General features: G+C 60.3%; 15 protein-coding genes. 3 read left to right on the forward strand and 12 right to left on the reverse strand.

Annotated elements, in window-relative coordinates:
• The first annotated feature begins 193 nt into the window (after positions 1 to 193).
• Positions 194 to 1,156: an HNH endonuclease family protein gene (locus ATK23_RS10440; RefSeq protein WP_066141564.1), complete on the forward strand. Its 963-nt coding sequence runs from the start codon at positions 194 to 196 to the stop codon at positions 1,154 to 1,156.
• A 97-nt stretch (positions 1,157 to 1,253) separates the two neighbouring features.
• Here the strand turns inward: ATK23_RS10440 and ATK23_RS10445 are convergent, their stop codons facing one another.
• The 7 genes from ATK23_RS10445 to ATK23_RS10475 all read right to left on the reverse strand — a co-directional run bounded on the left by ATK23_RS10445 (position 1,254) and on the right by ATK23_RS10475 (position 8,792).
• The gene (locus ATK23_RS10445; RefSeq protein ID WP_066141566.1) at positions 1,254 to 2,129 is read right to left on the reverse strand and encodes a metal ABC transporter permease; all 876 of its coding nucleotides are present in this window, start codon (positions 2,127 to 2,129) and stop codon (positions 1,254 to 1,256) included.
• Positions 2,126 to 2,881, reverse strand: a complete 756-nt coding sequence (locus ATK23_RS10450; protein ID WP_066141569.1) for a metal ABC transporter ATP-binding protein — start codon at positions 2,879 to 2,881, stop codon at positions 2,126 to 2,128. Before ATK23_RS10450 ends, ATK23_RS10445 begins: the two co-directional genes overlap by 4 nt.
• Positions 2,878 to 3,834 carry a metal ABC transporter substrate-binding protein gene (locus tag ATK23_RS10455; protein WP_066141571.1) on the reverse strand — a complete coding sequence of 319 codons (957 nt, stop codon included), beginning with the start codon at positions 3,832 to 3,834 and terminating at the stop codon, positions 2,878 to 2,880. The genes ATK23_RS10450 and ATK23_RS10455 overlap by 4 nt, the downstream gene beginning before the upstream one ends.
• A gap of 112 nt (positions 3,835 to 3,946) precedes the next feature.
• Entirely contained in the window at positions 3,947 to 4,912 is a 966-nt protein-coding gene (gene hutG / locus ATK23_RS10460; protein WP_066141573.1) for a formimidoylglutamase, read from the reverse strand.
• A 78-nt stretch (positions 4,913 to 4,990) separates the two neighbouring features.
• Positions 4,991 to 6,946, reverse strand: a complete 1,956-nt coding sequence (locus ATK23_RS10465; protein WP_066141576.1) for an SH3 domain-containing protein — start codon at positions 6,944 to 6,946, stop codon at positions 4,991 to 4,993.
• 145 nt (positions 6,947 to 7,091) lie between these two features.
• Complete coding sequence (locus ATK23_RS10470; protein WP_066141578.1) at positions 7,092 to 7,745, reverse strand: peptidyl-tRNA hydrolase; 654 nt, start codon at positions 7,743 to 7,745, stop codon at positions 7,092 to 7,094.
• Between the two features lie 75 nt (positions 7,746 to 7,820).
• A complete protein-coding gene (locus ATK23_RS10475; protein WP_066141581.1) occupies positions 7,821 to 8,792 on the reverse strand; it encodes a zinc-binding dehydrogenase in 972 nt (323 codons plus the stop codon).
• 192 nt (positions 8,793 to 8,984) lie between these two features.
• Here ATK23_RS10475 and ATK23_RS10480 point away from each other — a divergent pair, with 192 nt between their 5' ends.
• Entirely contained in the window at positions 8,985 to 9,458 is a 474-nt protein-coding gene (locus tag ATK23_RS10480; RefSeq protein ID WP_066141584.1) for a PaaI family thioesterase, read from the forward strand.
• On the opposite strand, the gene ATK23_RS10485 is transcribed toward ATK23_RS10480, so the two are convergent.
• Positions 9,455 to 10,021 carry a type II toxin-antitoxin system RelB family anti-toxin gene (locus tag ATK23_RS10485; RefSeq protein WP_066141586.1) on the reverse strand — a complete coding sequence of 189 codons (567 nt, stop codon included), beginning with the start codon at positions 10,019 to 10,021 and terminating at the stop codon, positions 9,455 to 9,457. The two genes, ATK23_RS10480 and ATK23_RS10485, sit on opposite strands and share 4 nt — an antisense overlap.
• A gap of 140 nt (positions 10,022 to 10,161) precedes the next feature.
• On the opposite strand from ATK23_RS10485, the gene ATK23_RS10490 reads away from it, so the two are divergent.
• Complete coding sequence (locus ATK23_RS10490; protein ID WP_066141592.1) at positions 10,162 to 10,947, forward strand: IclR family transcriptional regulator; 786 nt, start codon at positions 10,162 to 10,164, stop codon at positions 10,945 to 10,947.
• A 74-nt stretch (positions 10,948 to 11,021) separates the two neighbouring features.
• Here the strand turns inward: ATK23_RS10490 and ATK23_RS10495 are convergent, their stop codons facing one another.
• The 4 genes from ATK23_RS10495 to ATK23_RS10510 form a co-directional block, all read right to left on the reverse strand.
• The gene (locus tag ATK23_RS10495) at positions 11,022 to 11,489 is read right to left on the reverse strand and encodes a hypothetical protein (RefSeq protein WP_157066386.1); all 468 of its coding nucleotides are present in this window, start codon (positions 11,487 to 11,489) and stop codon (positions 11,022 to 11,024) included.
• A 7-nt stretch (positions 11,490 to 11,496) separates the two neighbouring features.
• Positions 11,497 to 13,071, reverse strand: a complete 1,575-nt coding sequence (locus tag ATK23_RS10500) for an acyl-CoA synthetase (protein ID WP_066141597.1) — start codon at positions 13,069 to 13,071, stop codon at positions 11,497 to 11,499.
• Positions 13,068 to 13,922 carry a 3-(cis-5,6-dihydroxycyclohexa-1,3-dien-1-yl)propanoate dehydrogenase gene (gene hcaB / locus ATK23_RS10505; RefSeq protein ID WP_066141601.1) on the reverse strand — a complete coding sequence of 285 codons (855 nt, stop codon included), beginning with the start codon at positions 13,920 to 13,922 and terminating at the stop codon, positions 13,068 to 13,070. The genes ATK23_RS10500 and hcaB overlap by 4 nt, the downstream gene beginning before the upstream one ends.
• A gap of 74 nt (positions 13,923 to 13,996) precedes the next feature.
• Positions 13,997 to 14,563 (reverse strand): aromatic-ring-hydroxylating dioxygenase subunit beta, encoded by a 567-nt coding sequence (locus tag ATK23_RS10510; RefSeq protein ID WP_066141603.1) that lies wholly within the window; start codon positions 14,561 to 14,563, stop codon positions 13,997 to 13,999.
• Position 14,564: the final 1 nt, after the last annotated feature.

Here is a 14,564-nt window from a genome sequence, read left to right on the forward strand (position 1 = left end):
CCTTTCCGCTCCACGCCCTCGGCTCATTGAACTGGCGGCATCGTCACCTTTCAACGCCAACAGATAATTCGTCCGTTTCATGGATTACAGTGTTGACTAGCCCGGGATACTACAATGTACAAGTTTTACATGGGGGTGCATTGCGGCATCCTTGGCCATCCATCACTTCGCGTTTCATTTGAAAGACTCCGCCTTGCCTAAAAAACTTTTCGCTGCGCTCTGCGCTGCAATATTGGTGCTTGCTGGATGCAGCGCACCGGCAGATCCTTCTGCACTTCAGATCAATCAGCTCGCACAGGCCGACAACCTGTTGGCAACAGACCAGCCGTTGCAGGTGGAACGGGTTGCCACCAGCAGCAAGAAGGTCAAGCCCGGGGCGAAGCTCAATGGTCCCAAAGCCACCGCAATGCTGGCGACCTTGCCAGTGAAGGGCAAGGCAGCAGCCACCGGATACAACCGGAACAAGAAATTCGGCAATGGCTGGAAGGACTTCGACAAGGACAAGTGCGACGAGCGCCAGGACACCTTGTCCCGGGACATGTCCAAGGTGAAGTTCAAGGGCCGCAAGAAGTGCACCGTAGCTTCGGGCACGTTGCATGACAGCTACACCGGCAAGAAGATCAATTGGAAGGTCAAGTCAGGCAGCGTCGACATCGACCATGTGGTTTCCCTGAAGAACGCGTGGATTTCCGGCGGCCAGAAACTGTCGCAGGCCCAGCGCCAGGCCCTGGCCAATGACCCGCTGAACTTGATGGCGTCCAGCGCCTCAGCCAATCGCCAGAAGGGCGACAAGAACACCGCCGAGTGGCTCCCGAAGAACAAGTCCTTCCGGTGCCAGTACGTGGCAACCCAGATCAGCGTCAAGAAGAAGTACGCGCTGTCGGTGACCAAGGCGGAAAAGAATGCGATGGCCAAGGTGCTGAAGACGTGCCGCAACCAGAAGGCCGCAAAGGTCACCCCGATCAAGCCAGCCGGTTCCAAGCCCAAGGCTTCGCCGAAGAAGGACGTGAAGAAGGCGCCTTCGGTGGTCAAGGGCACCGTGCATCCGGGCGCCTACTGCAAGAAGGCGGATCAGGGTAAGCGCGGCAAGTCCAAGGCCGGCAAGTACTACACCTGCAAAACCGATGCCATCGGCAAGCTGCGCTGGCGAGTCTAGCGACCGATTTCAGGTTCTCGTCTAGTCTGCTGATCCACCAGCCAGTGCGGCCCCACGGGCGGATCCTTTCCCGCCCGTGGGGCCTTCTGCAGTTCGCCTACACTCGGGCGGCCAGCGCTTTGCGCCGCCCCTTGCGGGCCAGGCGGGTGGCGATGAGTCCCTGCTTCGGGCTGAAAAGATAGGCGATTGCGAAGATCATTGCCTGGGCCAGCACCACCATTCCACCGGTTGATGCATCGAGGTAATAGCTCACGTAGACGCCCAGGATTCCGGCGCAGGTTGCCAGGACCGGTGCGATCACCAGCATCTTCCCGAAGCGGTCGGTCAGCAGGTAGGCTGTGGCGCCGGGAATGATCAGCATGGCGACGACCAGGATGACGCCGACAGCCTGCAGCGCCACCACTGAGGTCATGGCCAACAGCCCCAAGAGCACGGCACCGATCAGCCGCGGGCTCATTCCCAAGGCATGCGCGTGCGTCTGGTCGAAGGCATAGAGCGTGAAGTCCTTGCGCTTGAGCACCAGGATGGCGAAGGTGATTGCGCCAAGCAGCACTACCTGCCACAGGTCGCTGGCCGAGACACCCAGCAAATTGCCGAAGATGATGTGGTTCAGATCCACATGGCTCGGGGTGACCGAGATCAGCACCAGCCCGATGGAGAAGAGCGTGGTGAAGACGATGCCGATGGTCGCATCTTCCTTCAGCTTCGTCGTGTCGCGCACTCCCCCGATCAATGCCACCGCGAGGAATCCGAAGACCAGGGCGCCCAGGGCAAAGGGAGCGCCGGCGATGTAGGCCAGCACTACCCCGGGCAAGACGGCATGCGAGACCGCGTCGCCCATCAGCGACCAGCCGATGAGCACCAGCCAGCAGGACAGCACCGCGCACAGGGCAGCGGCGATGATGGTCACCAGCAGGGCGCGCACCATGAAGGTGTAGCCCAAGGGCTCGGCCAGCAATTCAATGAGGTTCATTTCCCGCCTCGTTTCATGGGATCCAGGCCAAAGGCCAGGGCCAGGTTCTCCGCTTGCAGCACCACGTCCGGATCTCCGTGCATCAGGACCTTGCGCATCAGCAGCACCGCTTCATCGGCCAGTTCCGGCAGCGCATGCAGGTCATGGGTGGAGATCAGCACGCTGCCGCCGTCATCGGCTACCTCTCGCAAGAGCTTGGTGATGGTCGCTTCGCTGCGCTTGTCCACGCCGGCAAAAGGCTCATCGAGCAGCATGATGCTGGCGCCCTGGGCGATGCATCGGGCCACGAATGCGCGTTTCTTCTGGCCTCCGGAGAGCTGGCCGATCTGCCGATCGGCGAAGTTGGCCAGCTCCACCCGTTCGAGGGCCTCGTCCACGGCGGCGTGGTCCTTCTTCTTGGCTCGCCGGGTCCATCCCATCTGCCCGTAGCGTCCGGTCATCACGACCTCGCGCACCGAGATCGGGAAGCTCCAATCCACGGCCTCGCTCTGCGGCACATAGGCCAACTGGCCGCTTTTCCGTGCCTGCAGCGGGTCGGTGCCGTTGATGCGCACGCTGCCGGTGTCTGGCTTGATCTGCCCCATGATGGTCTTGAACAGTGTCGACTTGCCCGAGCCGTTCATCCCGACCAGTCCGCAGACCCGTCCGCGGCCCAGCTGCAATGAGGCGTGGTCCAGGGCCAGCACAGGGCCGTAGTGGACGGTCGCGCCCGTTACGTCGATGGCCAGGGCGGTGCTTTGCTTCGCATTCATGGTGTTTCGCCTTTCAAAGCACGGGCAATGGTTCTGGTGTCATGCGTGATCAGGTCCAGGTAGCTGGGCACCGGACCGCCAGGTTCGGAGAGCGAGTCAACATAGAGAGTTCCGCCGTAGACGGCATCGGTGGATTCCACGACTCGTTGCATGGCCGCATCGGAGACCGTGGATTCGCAGAAGACCGCGGGAACATCGTTGTCCCTGACATAGTCGATGGCCGCGGCGACCTTGCGCGGCGTGGCCTGTGATTCCGCGTTGACCGCCCACAGGTACTTTTCGGCCATGTTGGCATCGCGCGCCAGGTAGCTGAAGGCTCCCTCGCAGGTCACCAGCACACGCTGGCGTTGGGGGATTTCCTCCAGCGCCGCCTCGAGCTCGTCATGCACATCTTGAAGCTTGGCCTGGTAGGCCCTGGCGTTCTCCCGATAGCTGGACGCATTGGCCGGATCCAGTTCGCTGAAGGCCTCAGCGATGCGCTCTACATAGATCTTGACGTTCAGCGGGCTCATCCAGGCATGCGGGTTGGGCTTTCCGGCCCCTTCTTCCTGGACGATATCGATCGGCTCAATCCCCCGGCTGGCGGTTACGTGCGGGGCGTCATTGTCTTCGACGAATTGCTGGAACCAGGCTTCGAGGTTCAAGCCGTTATCGAGGATGAGGTCTGCATGGGAGGCGCGGCGCAAGTCATCCGGTGTCGGCTCGTATCCGTGGATCTCTGCGCCAAGTCGGGTAATTGATTCAACGCGCAAATGCTCGCCCGCGACGTTCTGGGCGATGTCCTGCAAGACCGTGAAGGTTGTCAGCACCACCGGTCGGTCGTCCGGCCTGGCTGCGGGCTCAGTGCTGGGCTTGGACGCGCAACCAGCGAGGGCGAGCAGGCAGGCCAGGACGGCGGCCAGCAGCCCCACACGTTGCCCCGCGCCTGATCGACGTTTCGCCGTTTGCACCATTGCACACCATTCCGATTCTCGCACTGGCGATTAGTTCGCCCCCCTCGATCATAATGTTTGATGGGTCGAACATTGCAAATTCGCGTCGGCAGATTTCGCTGTGGGTGCTGTCTCAGACCCCCAGCAGGGTATTGACAAGACGGGCGGCAGTGCGTGCGGTACGCCCGTCAATATCCAATCCCGGGTTCAGCTCCACCACGTCAATCAATGCCAATTTGCCGCTGCCCGCCAGCGTTGCGCAAAGCCCGTGGATCACTTCCAGGGGCACCCCGAAACCGGCAGGGGCACTGACCCCCGGAGCCACCGACGCAGGCAGCACATCGAGATCGATGGTCAGATACAGCTTGTCGATGCCCGCCAGGAAGTCCTCGACGAATCCCAGGACGGCAGGTAATTGACCTGCCGTGCACTGCTCGTCAAGCAGGTAGCGCACGCCCAAGCTGCGAGCCCGTTCGAAGAGCACCGGTGTGTTGTTCGGCTTGCTGATTCCCACTACCGCGTAGTTGAAATCGCGCCCTTCGGCCTGCAGATCCCGGGCGATGTCCAAGAACGGCGTGCCGCTGGTCCGGCGCGGTGCGCTGCGCAAATCGAAATGCGCGTCCAGGTTCAATATGCCCAGCCGGGTTTCCGGCTCGTCCCTGAAGTGCTTGAACAGACCGGTGAATGAACCATAGGCCGTTTCGTGGCCGCCGCCGAGCACCACTGGCAGCATTTCTCCAGCGAGCAATGCGCTCACCGACTGCGCCAGTCGCTCCTGCCCCGATTCGAGCTCGTCGCCAAGCACCTCGATATCGCCAGCATCCACCAGCGGGCGCGGCTCGTGAATGGCCAGCGAGCCCAGGGCGGCGCGCAGCGCCTGCGGCCCCTGGGCGGCACCAACCCGGCCCTCGTTGCGCAGCACGCCCGCATCAGATGCGAAACCGAGCAACGCAGCAGGCCGCCGCCCATTGGGGGTGCCAGCAGGCTGGCGGTTCACCTGCTGGTGCCATCTCAAATGCTGCTCGCCGGTGCCGTCATTGCGTCCAATCCAGATAGCAGGTGCCCGGTCAACCGCCAGCTGCGGCTCGAATTTCTCCATGCTTCCAGCTGACCAGATGCACCCCGAGCGCGCCATGCCTTATGCGGTTCTCCGTCTGAAACACCGGACAGAAGACGTTTATCGGGCACTCAGCGCGCGGTAGTCCAGCGGCCCCTTCGTGGCCGCATTGCCGTAGACCTCAACATGGATGTGATCCATGTGCCGGGTGGTGTCATTCCAGTTGCCGGTGAACTGGTTTCCGTACTTCCCGGAATCGGAATACGGGGTCCAGCCAGTGGTGGGAAGCCAGATCCGGTCCTGCCAGATCAGGTAATAGATCCCCAGCTGGATGCGGTTATCCAGCAGGAACTGAGCCAATTTATCGCCTTGGGCGACGCGCGCCCGGTTCTTGTAATCGCGGATCATCAGGTCCACGGCCTTTCCGGAGCTGTGCCCGGACGAACCGCTTCGAATGGTGTGGATGGCGCTGACGGTATCGCCGGTTCTCCCCTTCAGCGCGGCAATGACCCGTTGCGCATCAGGCTGCAAGACGCCCGGCTGGCTCTTGGAGAGGTAGGTTTCTCTGACCCAACCGCGTCCTTGAGGCGCGGAAACTTCGGCCCAGCCGGCATCGCTGCGCATGAAGGTGATCTTCTGCCCGGCTGGCAGCACGGCTTTGCTCCGGTGGCTGACTCCCGAGCCGGCCCGCAGATTGACGTTGGCCGTGGTCCAGCGGTATTCGGTGGTCGGGGCCGGTGCCGGTCGCGGCGCCTGGGGCTTGCTGGTAGCCAGATAGCCCTTGCTGATCCATCCGGTGCCCTTCGTTGTGGATACGCGTGCCCAACCGTTGGCCGTACCCAGGATGCTGACCTGCTGCCCCTTGGAGATAACCGCCAGCGATTTATAGCCGGTGGAGTACCCGGAGCGAAGGTGCACATTGGCAGTTGTCCAGCGCTTGGCAGCCTTCAGCGGCGTGTAGGCCTTGGCCACCAATGCGCTGGATGGAACCCACCCAGTCGTCTTGGAGGTTTTCACCCTAGCCCAGCCGTTCGATGTTCCGTGCAGGGTGAGCGTGGATCCGGCGGATACCGTTCCCAAGGACCTGGACGTTCCCGAAGCGCTGGCGCGCACGGCGGTGCTGGACAGAATCCAGCGTGGTGCTGGGTGGGCAGGCTTATAGGCGGTGCTGGACAGGATGGCGGTTGGCACCCAGCCGATGCCACGGGTGGACTTGATCTGGGACCAGGAACCTCTGGTTGTGTACAAGCCGACTTTTTCGCCCGGCGCGAGGCGTCCGAGGGAAGCCGAGGAGCTGTGATTCGATCGGCGCAGGACGCTGCTGCTGAGCAGCCAACGGTTCCCTATCGTCTTTTGGGTTGCTACAGGCTGGGTAGACAGTTGCTTGGCAGGGAGCCATCCGCGTTTCCCGGCGGTAACTACATAGCTCCACGAGCCTGAGGTGCGCAGCCACTCGACTTTGGCTCCCGCCGGAACACTTGCCACGCGTGCGGCTTTGGCCGAGGTGGACTTCCGCAGGACCTGGGCGCTTTTCGAATACCGGTGCACGGGTGCCGGCAGTGAGCTGGACAGCTGGCTTGTTGGCACGAAACCGGTGACGTTGCCGATCTTGATCCGGCTCCAGGAGCCAGTTGCGCCCAGACGCTGCACCTTGGCTTTGCGCATGGCTCCGGCCAGGGCCGGAGAGACGGACGTTGCCTTCTTGCGGACCGGCTGGAAGGAAAGCAGATAGCGGGTGGCTGAGCTCTTGGGCTTGGCCGGCGCTGCGGGCGAGGTCAGGTACTTGGCCGAGACCCAGCCGGACTTCTTCTTGTAGGTTGCTTGCACCCAGCCGGAAGAACCCCCGGAGACGAGAACCTTGGCGCCCTTGGGAATGACCAGCAGCGACGCGGAGTGGACCGATGGCGATTTGCGCAGATTCAAGTTGGCGGTGGTCTGCTTGGCGACTGCCGCAGGAGCCGCAGCAAGCTGGGCGACACCGGCTGGAGCCTGCATTGATGCGCTGGCGCCAGGTGCGGTGCCCAAGGCCAGGAGCAGGGCCAGCAGCAGGCCCAGGACGCGATTCGTATATTTCAATGTGGGTGCTTTCGAGCAAGGGCAAACTGCCGATTCCTGCGGTCAACAGAAGTGCAAGGCATTCCGCTGCGGGCGGCGATTTTGCGATCGCCAAGAAAATAATGACACAGCAATGGCGATTTCGCCCTGCCGTGATCTGAAGAAGCTAGCTCGCCTTGGACATGACGAAAGCCGTGACGGATCCCGGCTCGATTTCGGTTCGTCCGGCGTCCTGGATGACCGGCCCGGCAGCCTGCCGAGACAATTGCTCGAAGTCCTTGCGCGGCAAGTGCCTGATGCCTACCGGTGCATGGGATTGCAGCCACGCTTCGACAGATTCGGCAGGGGCCTCGGCGAGCCATGCGAACAGCGCGTGCGCTGCCTGCGCGGCTGCCTTGCCTGTGGACATGTCCAAGGACTTGTTCAGCACGATGTTGATCTTCGCGTCCAGGACTTCATCGGCTTTGGGCAGCTGCGTGCCGGAGACCTGGAGCTTGGCGATCAGCTTCGGCAAGTCGGCGGCCGGCAATGGGGGCAGGCCGACAGCTTGCGCCTTGCCCACTTCGCTGACCATTTGCGCGGGGAACATCTCCAGCACCTTGGCGAACATCTTGGGATTGGCCCGGCGCACCGACTTGGCGAATGCCTGTGAAGCCCACTGCTGCCAATCCGGGTTCTGCGGATCTTGCAGGTAGGCAATCACGGCTGCGCGGGCCACCGCCGAGAGGCCCTCATCCTCGCTCGACGGATCCTCCTTGTCGATTCGCAGGATGATGGGCTGTACCAGTTCCCCGGGGTCGCGATCGCGCAGTTCAGTCATGGTTTTATTCTAGATGCCCGGCACGCGCGGATAATGCGTTAACCTCCGGCGAGCGCCGGCTGAAGCAACAGCCGGCTACGGAATCGCGATGACGACCTTGCCCGATAGGCCGCCGTCAATCATGGCTTGGAACCCCAGATGGATTTCGTCGAGCGTGTGTACGCGATCGATCACAGGACGCAGCTGATGCCTTTCGACAAAGTCCACCATGGCAGCCGTCTCCTCACGGGTCGACCCCGTGGATCCGATTACTCGAAGCTGGTGGTAGAAGATGCGCCCAAGATCAGCCTCTGGGCTGGTACCGCTGGTGGCACCTGCTATGACTATGGCTCCGCCCGGTTTCAGGCAGCGCAGCGAGTGCGCCCAGGTAGCTTCTCCAACCGTTTCGATCACCAAATCAACTCGTTCCGGCAATCGGTCACCGGTGCTAAACGCCTCGGCAGCGCCCAGTTCAAGCGCCAGTGCCCGGTTCTCTGCGGAACGGCTCGTAGCGTAGACAGTTGCGCCAGCTGCGTTGGCCAGGGTGATGGCTGCACTCGCAACTCCCCCGCCGGCTCCTTGTACCAGCACCTTCTGCCCTGCGCGCAGCTGGCCCTGGGTAAATAGCATCCGATAGGCCGTAGACCATGCCACGGGCAGGCAGGCGGCCTCTTCAAAGCTCAACGATGCAGGCTTGTCGAGTACACAACGCTCGGGAACGACGATGTACTGGGCGAATCCGCCGTCATGCTGTTCAGAGAGCAGTGCACGGTTAGGGTCCAGAGTTTCATCGCCTTCTCCAGCATTCGCATCGGCAATGACCGGGTGGATGATGACTTCACGTCCGTCTTCGGTTACCCCGGCTACGTCGCATCCTAAGATAATGGGGATATTCTTCGGGTCATGTCCGACACCGCGCAGGGTCCACACATCATGCATGTTTACTGATGAAGCCTTGACGCGCACCTTCACCCATCCCGGTTTCGCAACTGGATCCGGTACCTGTTGGAGAACGAGTCCAGCCAACGGGTTGCTGGCGTCCTGCGAAACGGCTACGGCTGCGCGCATGAAATACACTCCTGGGAATTCTCTAGGGCGAGCTATGAGTTCACGTAAGCTCTGTTCACCCCAGTCTTCGAGAGCTGGCTGGTGTTGTCCATTGACTGTGCCGTAGGACGGAATGGCCTGTTGGTGACCAGTTCTTCCAGTCGTAGGGTCAGGCATGGAATTCATTGTCATCAGAATTGATCAGGAGCATCCATGCCAGAGCAAACCGCAGCAATCTGGTTTTCAACCCCATCGGTCGAAACATTGAATCTCAAGGCTGAAGCCACGCTGAATCAGAACTTGGGAATCGAAGTCACCGGCTTCACCGACACCGCCCTGCAGGGCAAGATGCCCGTGGATGAGCGCACGGTGCAACCTGCGGGCGTGCTCCATGGCGGCGCATCGGTGGCATTCGCCGAGACTCTGGCTTCGTGGGCCGGGTACCTAGTCGTAGACAGTTCGCGTTTCCATGTGGTCGGCCAGGAGATCAACGCCAACCATTTGCGACCGGGAATAGCCGGGCAATTTGTGTACGGCGAAGCAACCCCAATCCAGTTGGGCCGCCGGTCCCACGTCTGGCAGATTCATATCCGCAACGAGTCCGGCAAGCTCGTATGCATTTCACGTTGCACCTTGGCCGTCATCGATCTTCCGGGCCAATACGCCACCAAAGAGGAACGTGCCTAATCCAGCGGCTTGAACTGGGCGACTTGCGGAATGGTAGTGGTGACGTGCAGTACTGCTTCATGAGACAGTGCACGGTAGCCATGCTTTATATCTCCAGGGAAGCGGAAGCTGTCGCCTGGCGATAGCTCAACCCTGTCGAATTCGCCGGTGATGCAGACTTGTCCAGAAATAACGTAAACCTGATGCAAGGTGCCCCGAGAATGGGGGCGGAATTCTGCTTCTTCTCGGACCTGCACCCGGATGATGCTGGTCTCGGCGAATCCTGTTCCATAGATTCGATCCAGGTCGCGCACCGAGCCTACCGGATGTTCGTGAAACGTCCCTTCACTGGCTCGTTGCAGCTGGATGTTGCTGCCGTAGGTACTGAGCAACGCCGGCATGCTAATTCCCAAGCCTTCGCAAATGGTCTCCAAGGTCCCGATGGTCGGGTTGCCTTCGCCGGATTCGATACGAGACAGCGTCTGCTTTGAGGTACCAGTCCGGCGGGAGAGCTCTCCCAGGGAAAGCCCGCGCTCACGACGGAAGCGGCGAATATTATTGGCGATGGTTCCATTGTGATCCATGTCAGCATTGTCTCTTATAAGTGACGCTTTGTCATGAATCTTTGACATTGCCGCTCCCGGTCTCCACCATTAATTGGTATCCATTAATCTTTGGCGGACAGGTTCCGACCCAAGGAGTCTTCTTCGATCGGAGCCATGAGATGCCACCTTCAGCCTCACCAAGGGACAACCGCACCGCGGTCGACAAGGCCATGGCGTTGCTGCGTGCATTCGGAGAAGAAGCAACCACCGGAGTGGGTGTCAGCGAGCTCGCCCGGCGTGCCGAACTTTCCAAGTCCACGGCCTTCCGGCTGCTGGCATCTTTGCAGTCCAACGGCGCCGTAGACCGTGCGGGAAATGCCTACCGTCTGGGCAAGATGATCCAGAATCTGGGCACTACGCAAGAATCGGATCTCCACGCACGACTGCGCGATGCCTTGACCCCCTACATGGTGAACTTGTACGAGACGACCCGGCAAACCGTGCACCTGGCAGTGCTTCAGGGAACCGATGTCGTATATCTGAACAAGCTCTATGGACAATTAGCTGTTCGCAGCCCCTCGCGCATCGGCGGACGTTTGCCTTCATACTGCACCGCGGTGGGCAAGGTGCTCTTGGCCTATAATCCTGATGCCGCCGAAGTCGTATTGTCCAAGGAAATGTATGCCTGGACCGAACACACCATCTCCGAGTCCTACCGGCTGTCGGCAGAGCTCAAGGCGATCCGCAAGAACAACGTGGGATTTGATCGCGAAGAAATCCTTATTGGACTGAATTGCGTCGCCGCACCAATATTCGACGGTACCGGCCACGCGGTTGCGGCGCTGTCGATTTCCGGTCCTGCTGGTCGTTTCCGCCCGGAAAGCCAGACCTCGATCTTGCGCCGTGTCTCGTACGAGGCCTCGCGTGCTGCTGCGGCCGTTACCGCTGCTGCGCAGCGGACCTAGCCTACTGCGCTGATGCTGATAAGGCCGTTGTCCCATGCATTGGGGCAACGGCCTTATCAGCATCCTGATGGGACTTAGCGTGTAGGCACTTCGTCGATGCGACGAGATTCTTCCAAAACCCATGAGGGTTCGGCAGTCATGAGGCTTACTGCCCGATCATGCAGATCCACGTCAACAACGTAGCGGTAGCCAGCGCTTTCTGCGCGGCCAATTTGTTCTACATCGGCTTCAGGAGTGGCAATCACCAACCGCCGGCAGGCTTTGTCCCGGCGCATGATCTCCTCGGACACCAGTTGAACGCTGCCAGCTACCGCGTCGGGTGACGGGTAGAGAACTCGGTCATGCGCCGAGACCGGGTAGGCATCTTTCAGTTCGCTCTTCAGTGATAGCACCACATCGCAACGTCCCCTGGCCTGATCGGATTCGAATATTTCAAAGCCCAGGTCGAAGCCCTCAGCAGCAGGCACCTCGGCGAATCGCCATGTTTCCGGCAATGGGTCAGGCCATTTGATCAGGTCCACTTCATTTTCTTCGTGACTCACTTATTGCTCACCTCATCGATGCAATGGAACGGATCGTGACTTTATCGAGCTTGCCGGCGCCATTACGCGGTACTGCTTCCAGCACCACGATCTCCTTGGGAAGCTTGTAGCGAGCCACATGTGCCGTAGCATATTCGCGGATCTCTTCAACGGTCGGGTTCTCTCCAGGCTTGCAGCTGATCACTGCAATCACTTTCTCGCCCCATTGCTCATCCGGCCGCCCGACAATTGCCACATCGGTCAGCCCCGGGAACCCAGCCAGTGCGCGCTCTACCTCGGCCGGATAGATGTTCTCACCGCCGGAAATAATCATGTCCTTCAAGCGGTCGACAACGAACAGATAGCCATCTTCATCACGGTATCCGATATCGCCGGAACGGAACCAACCATCGCAGAAAGCGGCCTCGGTTGCATCTTCGTTTTCCCAGTAGCCCCCGGTGATGTTCGGTCCTTTGGCCCACATTTCACCTGTCTCGCCAGGAGTTTCCACGTCCTGCAGGGTTGCCGGATCCACGATGCGCACCTCGGTGTACGGCATCGGAATGCCGCAAGAACCTGGTTTAAGGTGGGTGAATTCTGCTGGCAGGTATGTCGCGAACGGAGCAGTCTCGGTCAGCCCCCAGGCCTGCTGAACATTGACCCCCTTGGTCTTGTACTGTTCCAGCAGCACCGGTGGAACCGGTGCGCCCGCGCAGATCAGCGCGCGCAAGCTGGAGATATCGTGCTTCTCGAACTCGTCGGTCTGCTGCATGGCACCAAGCATTGCGGGCACCAAGAAGCTTTGATTGATCTTGTATTCTTCAATGTCACGCAAGGTTTGGCGAGGATCAAAGGTGCGGCGGATAATGGTGCGGCCGCCGCGCACGATGCTGCGAATGGTCAAGGCGTTCAGCCCGCCGATGTGGAACAAGGGGGCAACCGCCAGGTTGCTGTCGCCGCGGCGGGTGTCGACCAGCGAATCAACGTTTACCGAGTTCCACCAGATATTGCCGTGGGATAGCTGCACGCCCTTGGGCACCCCGGTAGTCCCGGAGGTGAACATCAGGATCCCCAGATCGGATTCGTGGCGTTCTACCGGATCGGCCAGCTCGACATTGCTGCCGTCAGCGAGGAATGCGCTGAGCATTTGGAAGTACTCTGGCACCTCGCGCTGGATGGGTGCCAGCTGGTCATTATCGACCATGATCAGCGCGGTGCTTTCACGCAGCACATCCAGGCTCGGGATCATTTCAATGACCTCCTGATGCCCGTTCTCGACGATGAGCACCTTAGGGCGCGACCGCTTCACGAGATCTTCGACTTCCAACGGTGCCAAGCGGAAGTTCAAAGGCTCGTAGACGGCACCAACCCACCACGCCGCAAGAGTGATAATCAAGAAGTTCGCACTGTTCAGTCCCAGATAAGCAACCCGGTCATTTTCCTTTACGCCGTTGGCTACCAGTGCCTTTGCATACGTGCGGACGTCTTCGACCAGATCCGCGTAGGTCCAGGCTCGATCTCCGTAGACCAGTGCTTCGTGGTCCGGGAAGAATTTCTCCTGCCGCACTACCCCGCTGGCTGCATTGATGTTGATGTCTTTCACAGCTTGTCTCCTCCTGCTGCGCGGTCACCGAAACCACGGACGCCAATGCCCCCATCGGCTTGGATGATCTGTCCAGTAATATTGCTTGAATTCTTCTTGGACGCCAGCAATACGTAGGAGCCAGTGAAATCAACTGGATCGGTCGAGGCGTCATGCAGCGGAATCAACGGATTATTGCCGGTGAGAGGCGACTTGGCGAAGGAATCGCTGATCGACCGTTCTGCAAGTCCAATGGATTCCGGGCCCCGTAAGTCGGTATCCATGCCACCGACAGCTACGCCATTGACCCGCACCTTTGGTGCGAGCTCATAGGCCAGCTGATTCACCAGTCCACGAGCAGCAAACTTGCTGGCCGTGTAGACCGGCCCGCCACCTGCGGTGTAGAAGGAGGCATTGGATAGCGTCATGACGATGGAACCGCCGCTGGCCACCAGATGGCGCCAGGCGGCTTCAGCGGTCAGCAGATAGCCCTTGACATTGATGGAGAACAGCTCGTCGAAGGAATCCGAGAGCTGTTGTCCGTCCAAGCGGGTCACCGAGCGGTTGTAATCCCAGATGCCGGCGTTCGGGACCAGGACGCTCAATTTGCCGAAGTGCTCAACAGTCTGTCCCACGGCTGCGTGCAGGGCGCCGGAATCCCGCACATCAGCCGAGATCGCCAGCATGTTTTCCGGGGCCACAGATTCGGCCACGACTTTTTCGAGCTTCTCCTGGTTTCGACCGAGGATAGCGACCTTGGCGCCTTCGGCAAGGAAACGATCCGCTACTGCGCGTCCAATGCCAGACCCGCCTCCGGTAATCAATGCGACGTCACCCGATAGCCAACCGGCTGCGTTCTCTTTAGTGCTCACGAGTTGTACTCCTGGAGATTTTGCAGAAGCGCGGACGGCTGTTTCCAGGTGGGCCGCACCTCCGAGGCTAGGGTTTAGAAGAAGGTACTCAGGTTCTTCGCCTGCAGAACGTTCTGGTCGAAGAGCAGCTCGCGGCGTGCCACGCCGAAGCTTCCATCTTCACGCAATCGAATGATGTCGGTGCGGCCGCCGCAGTAGATGTCGGTTTCGGTCTGCAGGCGGTTGCGGTACACCAAGAACGCGCAACGCACCGACAATTCGTTCTCGCTGACCCAAAGCGCGGTGACATTGGAAATCAGGTGGCGGGTGCGCGATGGAGGATCCTCGGCCCAGGCCATGCCGGAGTCGTAGCGTCGGATGCGCCATGCCAGCGATTCCTTGGTTTCGTCGAAATAGGCGGCTTCGCCTTCGCGTCCGATAGCCAGCGCGGCTTGGCGGCGCAGTCTGTTGGTGCGCAATGGGGCGAAGTAGAACAAGTCTTCTTCGAAGATTTCCAACCAGTCGGCAAAACGGCCGTCATCCAGCAGTTCTGCTTCACGGAAGTAGAACTGGGAGATGCGATAGTGCAGTTCCGAGTCAACCAGCTCGCCAGCACGCTCGAATTCTGGGCTCTGGCTGCCTGCAATTGCATTTTCAGTCATG

It is taken from the genome of Glutamicibacter nicotianae, assembly GCF_002797775.1.
Classification (GTDB): domain Bacteria; phylum Actinomycetota; class Actinomycetes; order Actinomycetales; family Micrococcaceae; genus Glutamicibacter; species Glutamicibacter nicotianae.

What these genes read in the sequence shown, in the direction of transcription:
- ATK23_RS10445 (WP_066141566.1), bottom strand. Translation starts at nt 2,129, where the DNA reads ATGAACCTCATTGAATTGCTGGCCGAGCCCTTGGGCTACACCTTCATG.
- ATK23_RS10450 (WP_066141569.1), bottom strand. Translation starts at nt 2,881, where the DNA reads ATGAATGCGAAGCAAAGCACCGCCCTGGCCATCGACGTAACGGGCGCG.
- ATK23_RS10455 (WP_066141571.1), bottom strand. Translation starts at nt 3,834, where the DNA reads ATGGTGCAAACGGCGAAACGTCGATCAGGCGCGGGGCAACGTGTGGGG.
- hutG (WP_066141573.1), bottom strand. Translation starts at nt 4,912, where the DNA reads ATGGAGAAATTCGAGCCGCAGCTGGCGGTTGACCGGGCACCTGCTATC.
- ATK23_RS10470 (WP_066141578.1), bottom strand. Translation starts at nt 7,745, where the DNA reads ATGACTGAACTGCGCGATCGCGACCCCGGGGAACTGGTACAGCCCATC.
- ATK23_RS10475 (WP_066141581.1), bottom strand. Translation starts at nt 8,792, where the DNA reads ATGCGCGCAGCCGTAGCCGTTTCGCAGGACGCCAGCAACCCGTTGGCT.
- ATK23_RS10480 (WP_066141584.1), top strand. Translation starts at nt 8,985, where the DNA reads ATGCCAGAGCAAACCGCAGCAATCTGGTTTTCAACCCCATCGGTCGAA.
- ATK23_RS10485 (WP_066141586.1), bottom strand. Translation starts at nt 10,021, where the DNA reads ATGGATCACAATGGAACCATCGCCAATAATATTCGCCGCTTCCGTCGT.
- ATK23_RS10490 (WP_066141592.1), top strand. Translation starts at nt 10,162, where the DNA reads ATGCCACCTTCAGCCTCACCAAGGGACAACCGCACCGCGGTCGACAAG.
- ATK23_RS10510 (WP_066141603.1), bottom strand. Translation starts at nt 14,563, where the DNA reads ATGACTGAAAATGCAATTGCAGGCAGCCAGAGCCCAGAATTCGAGCGT.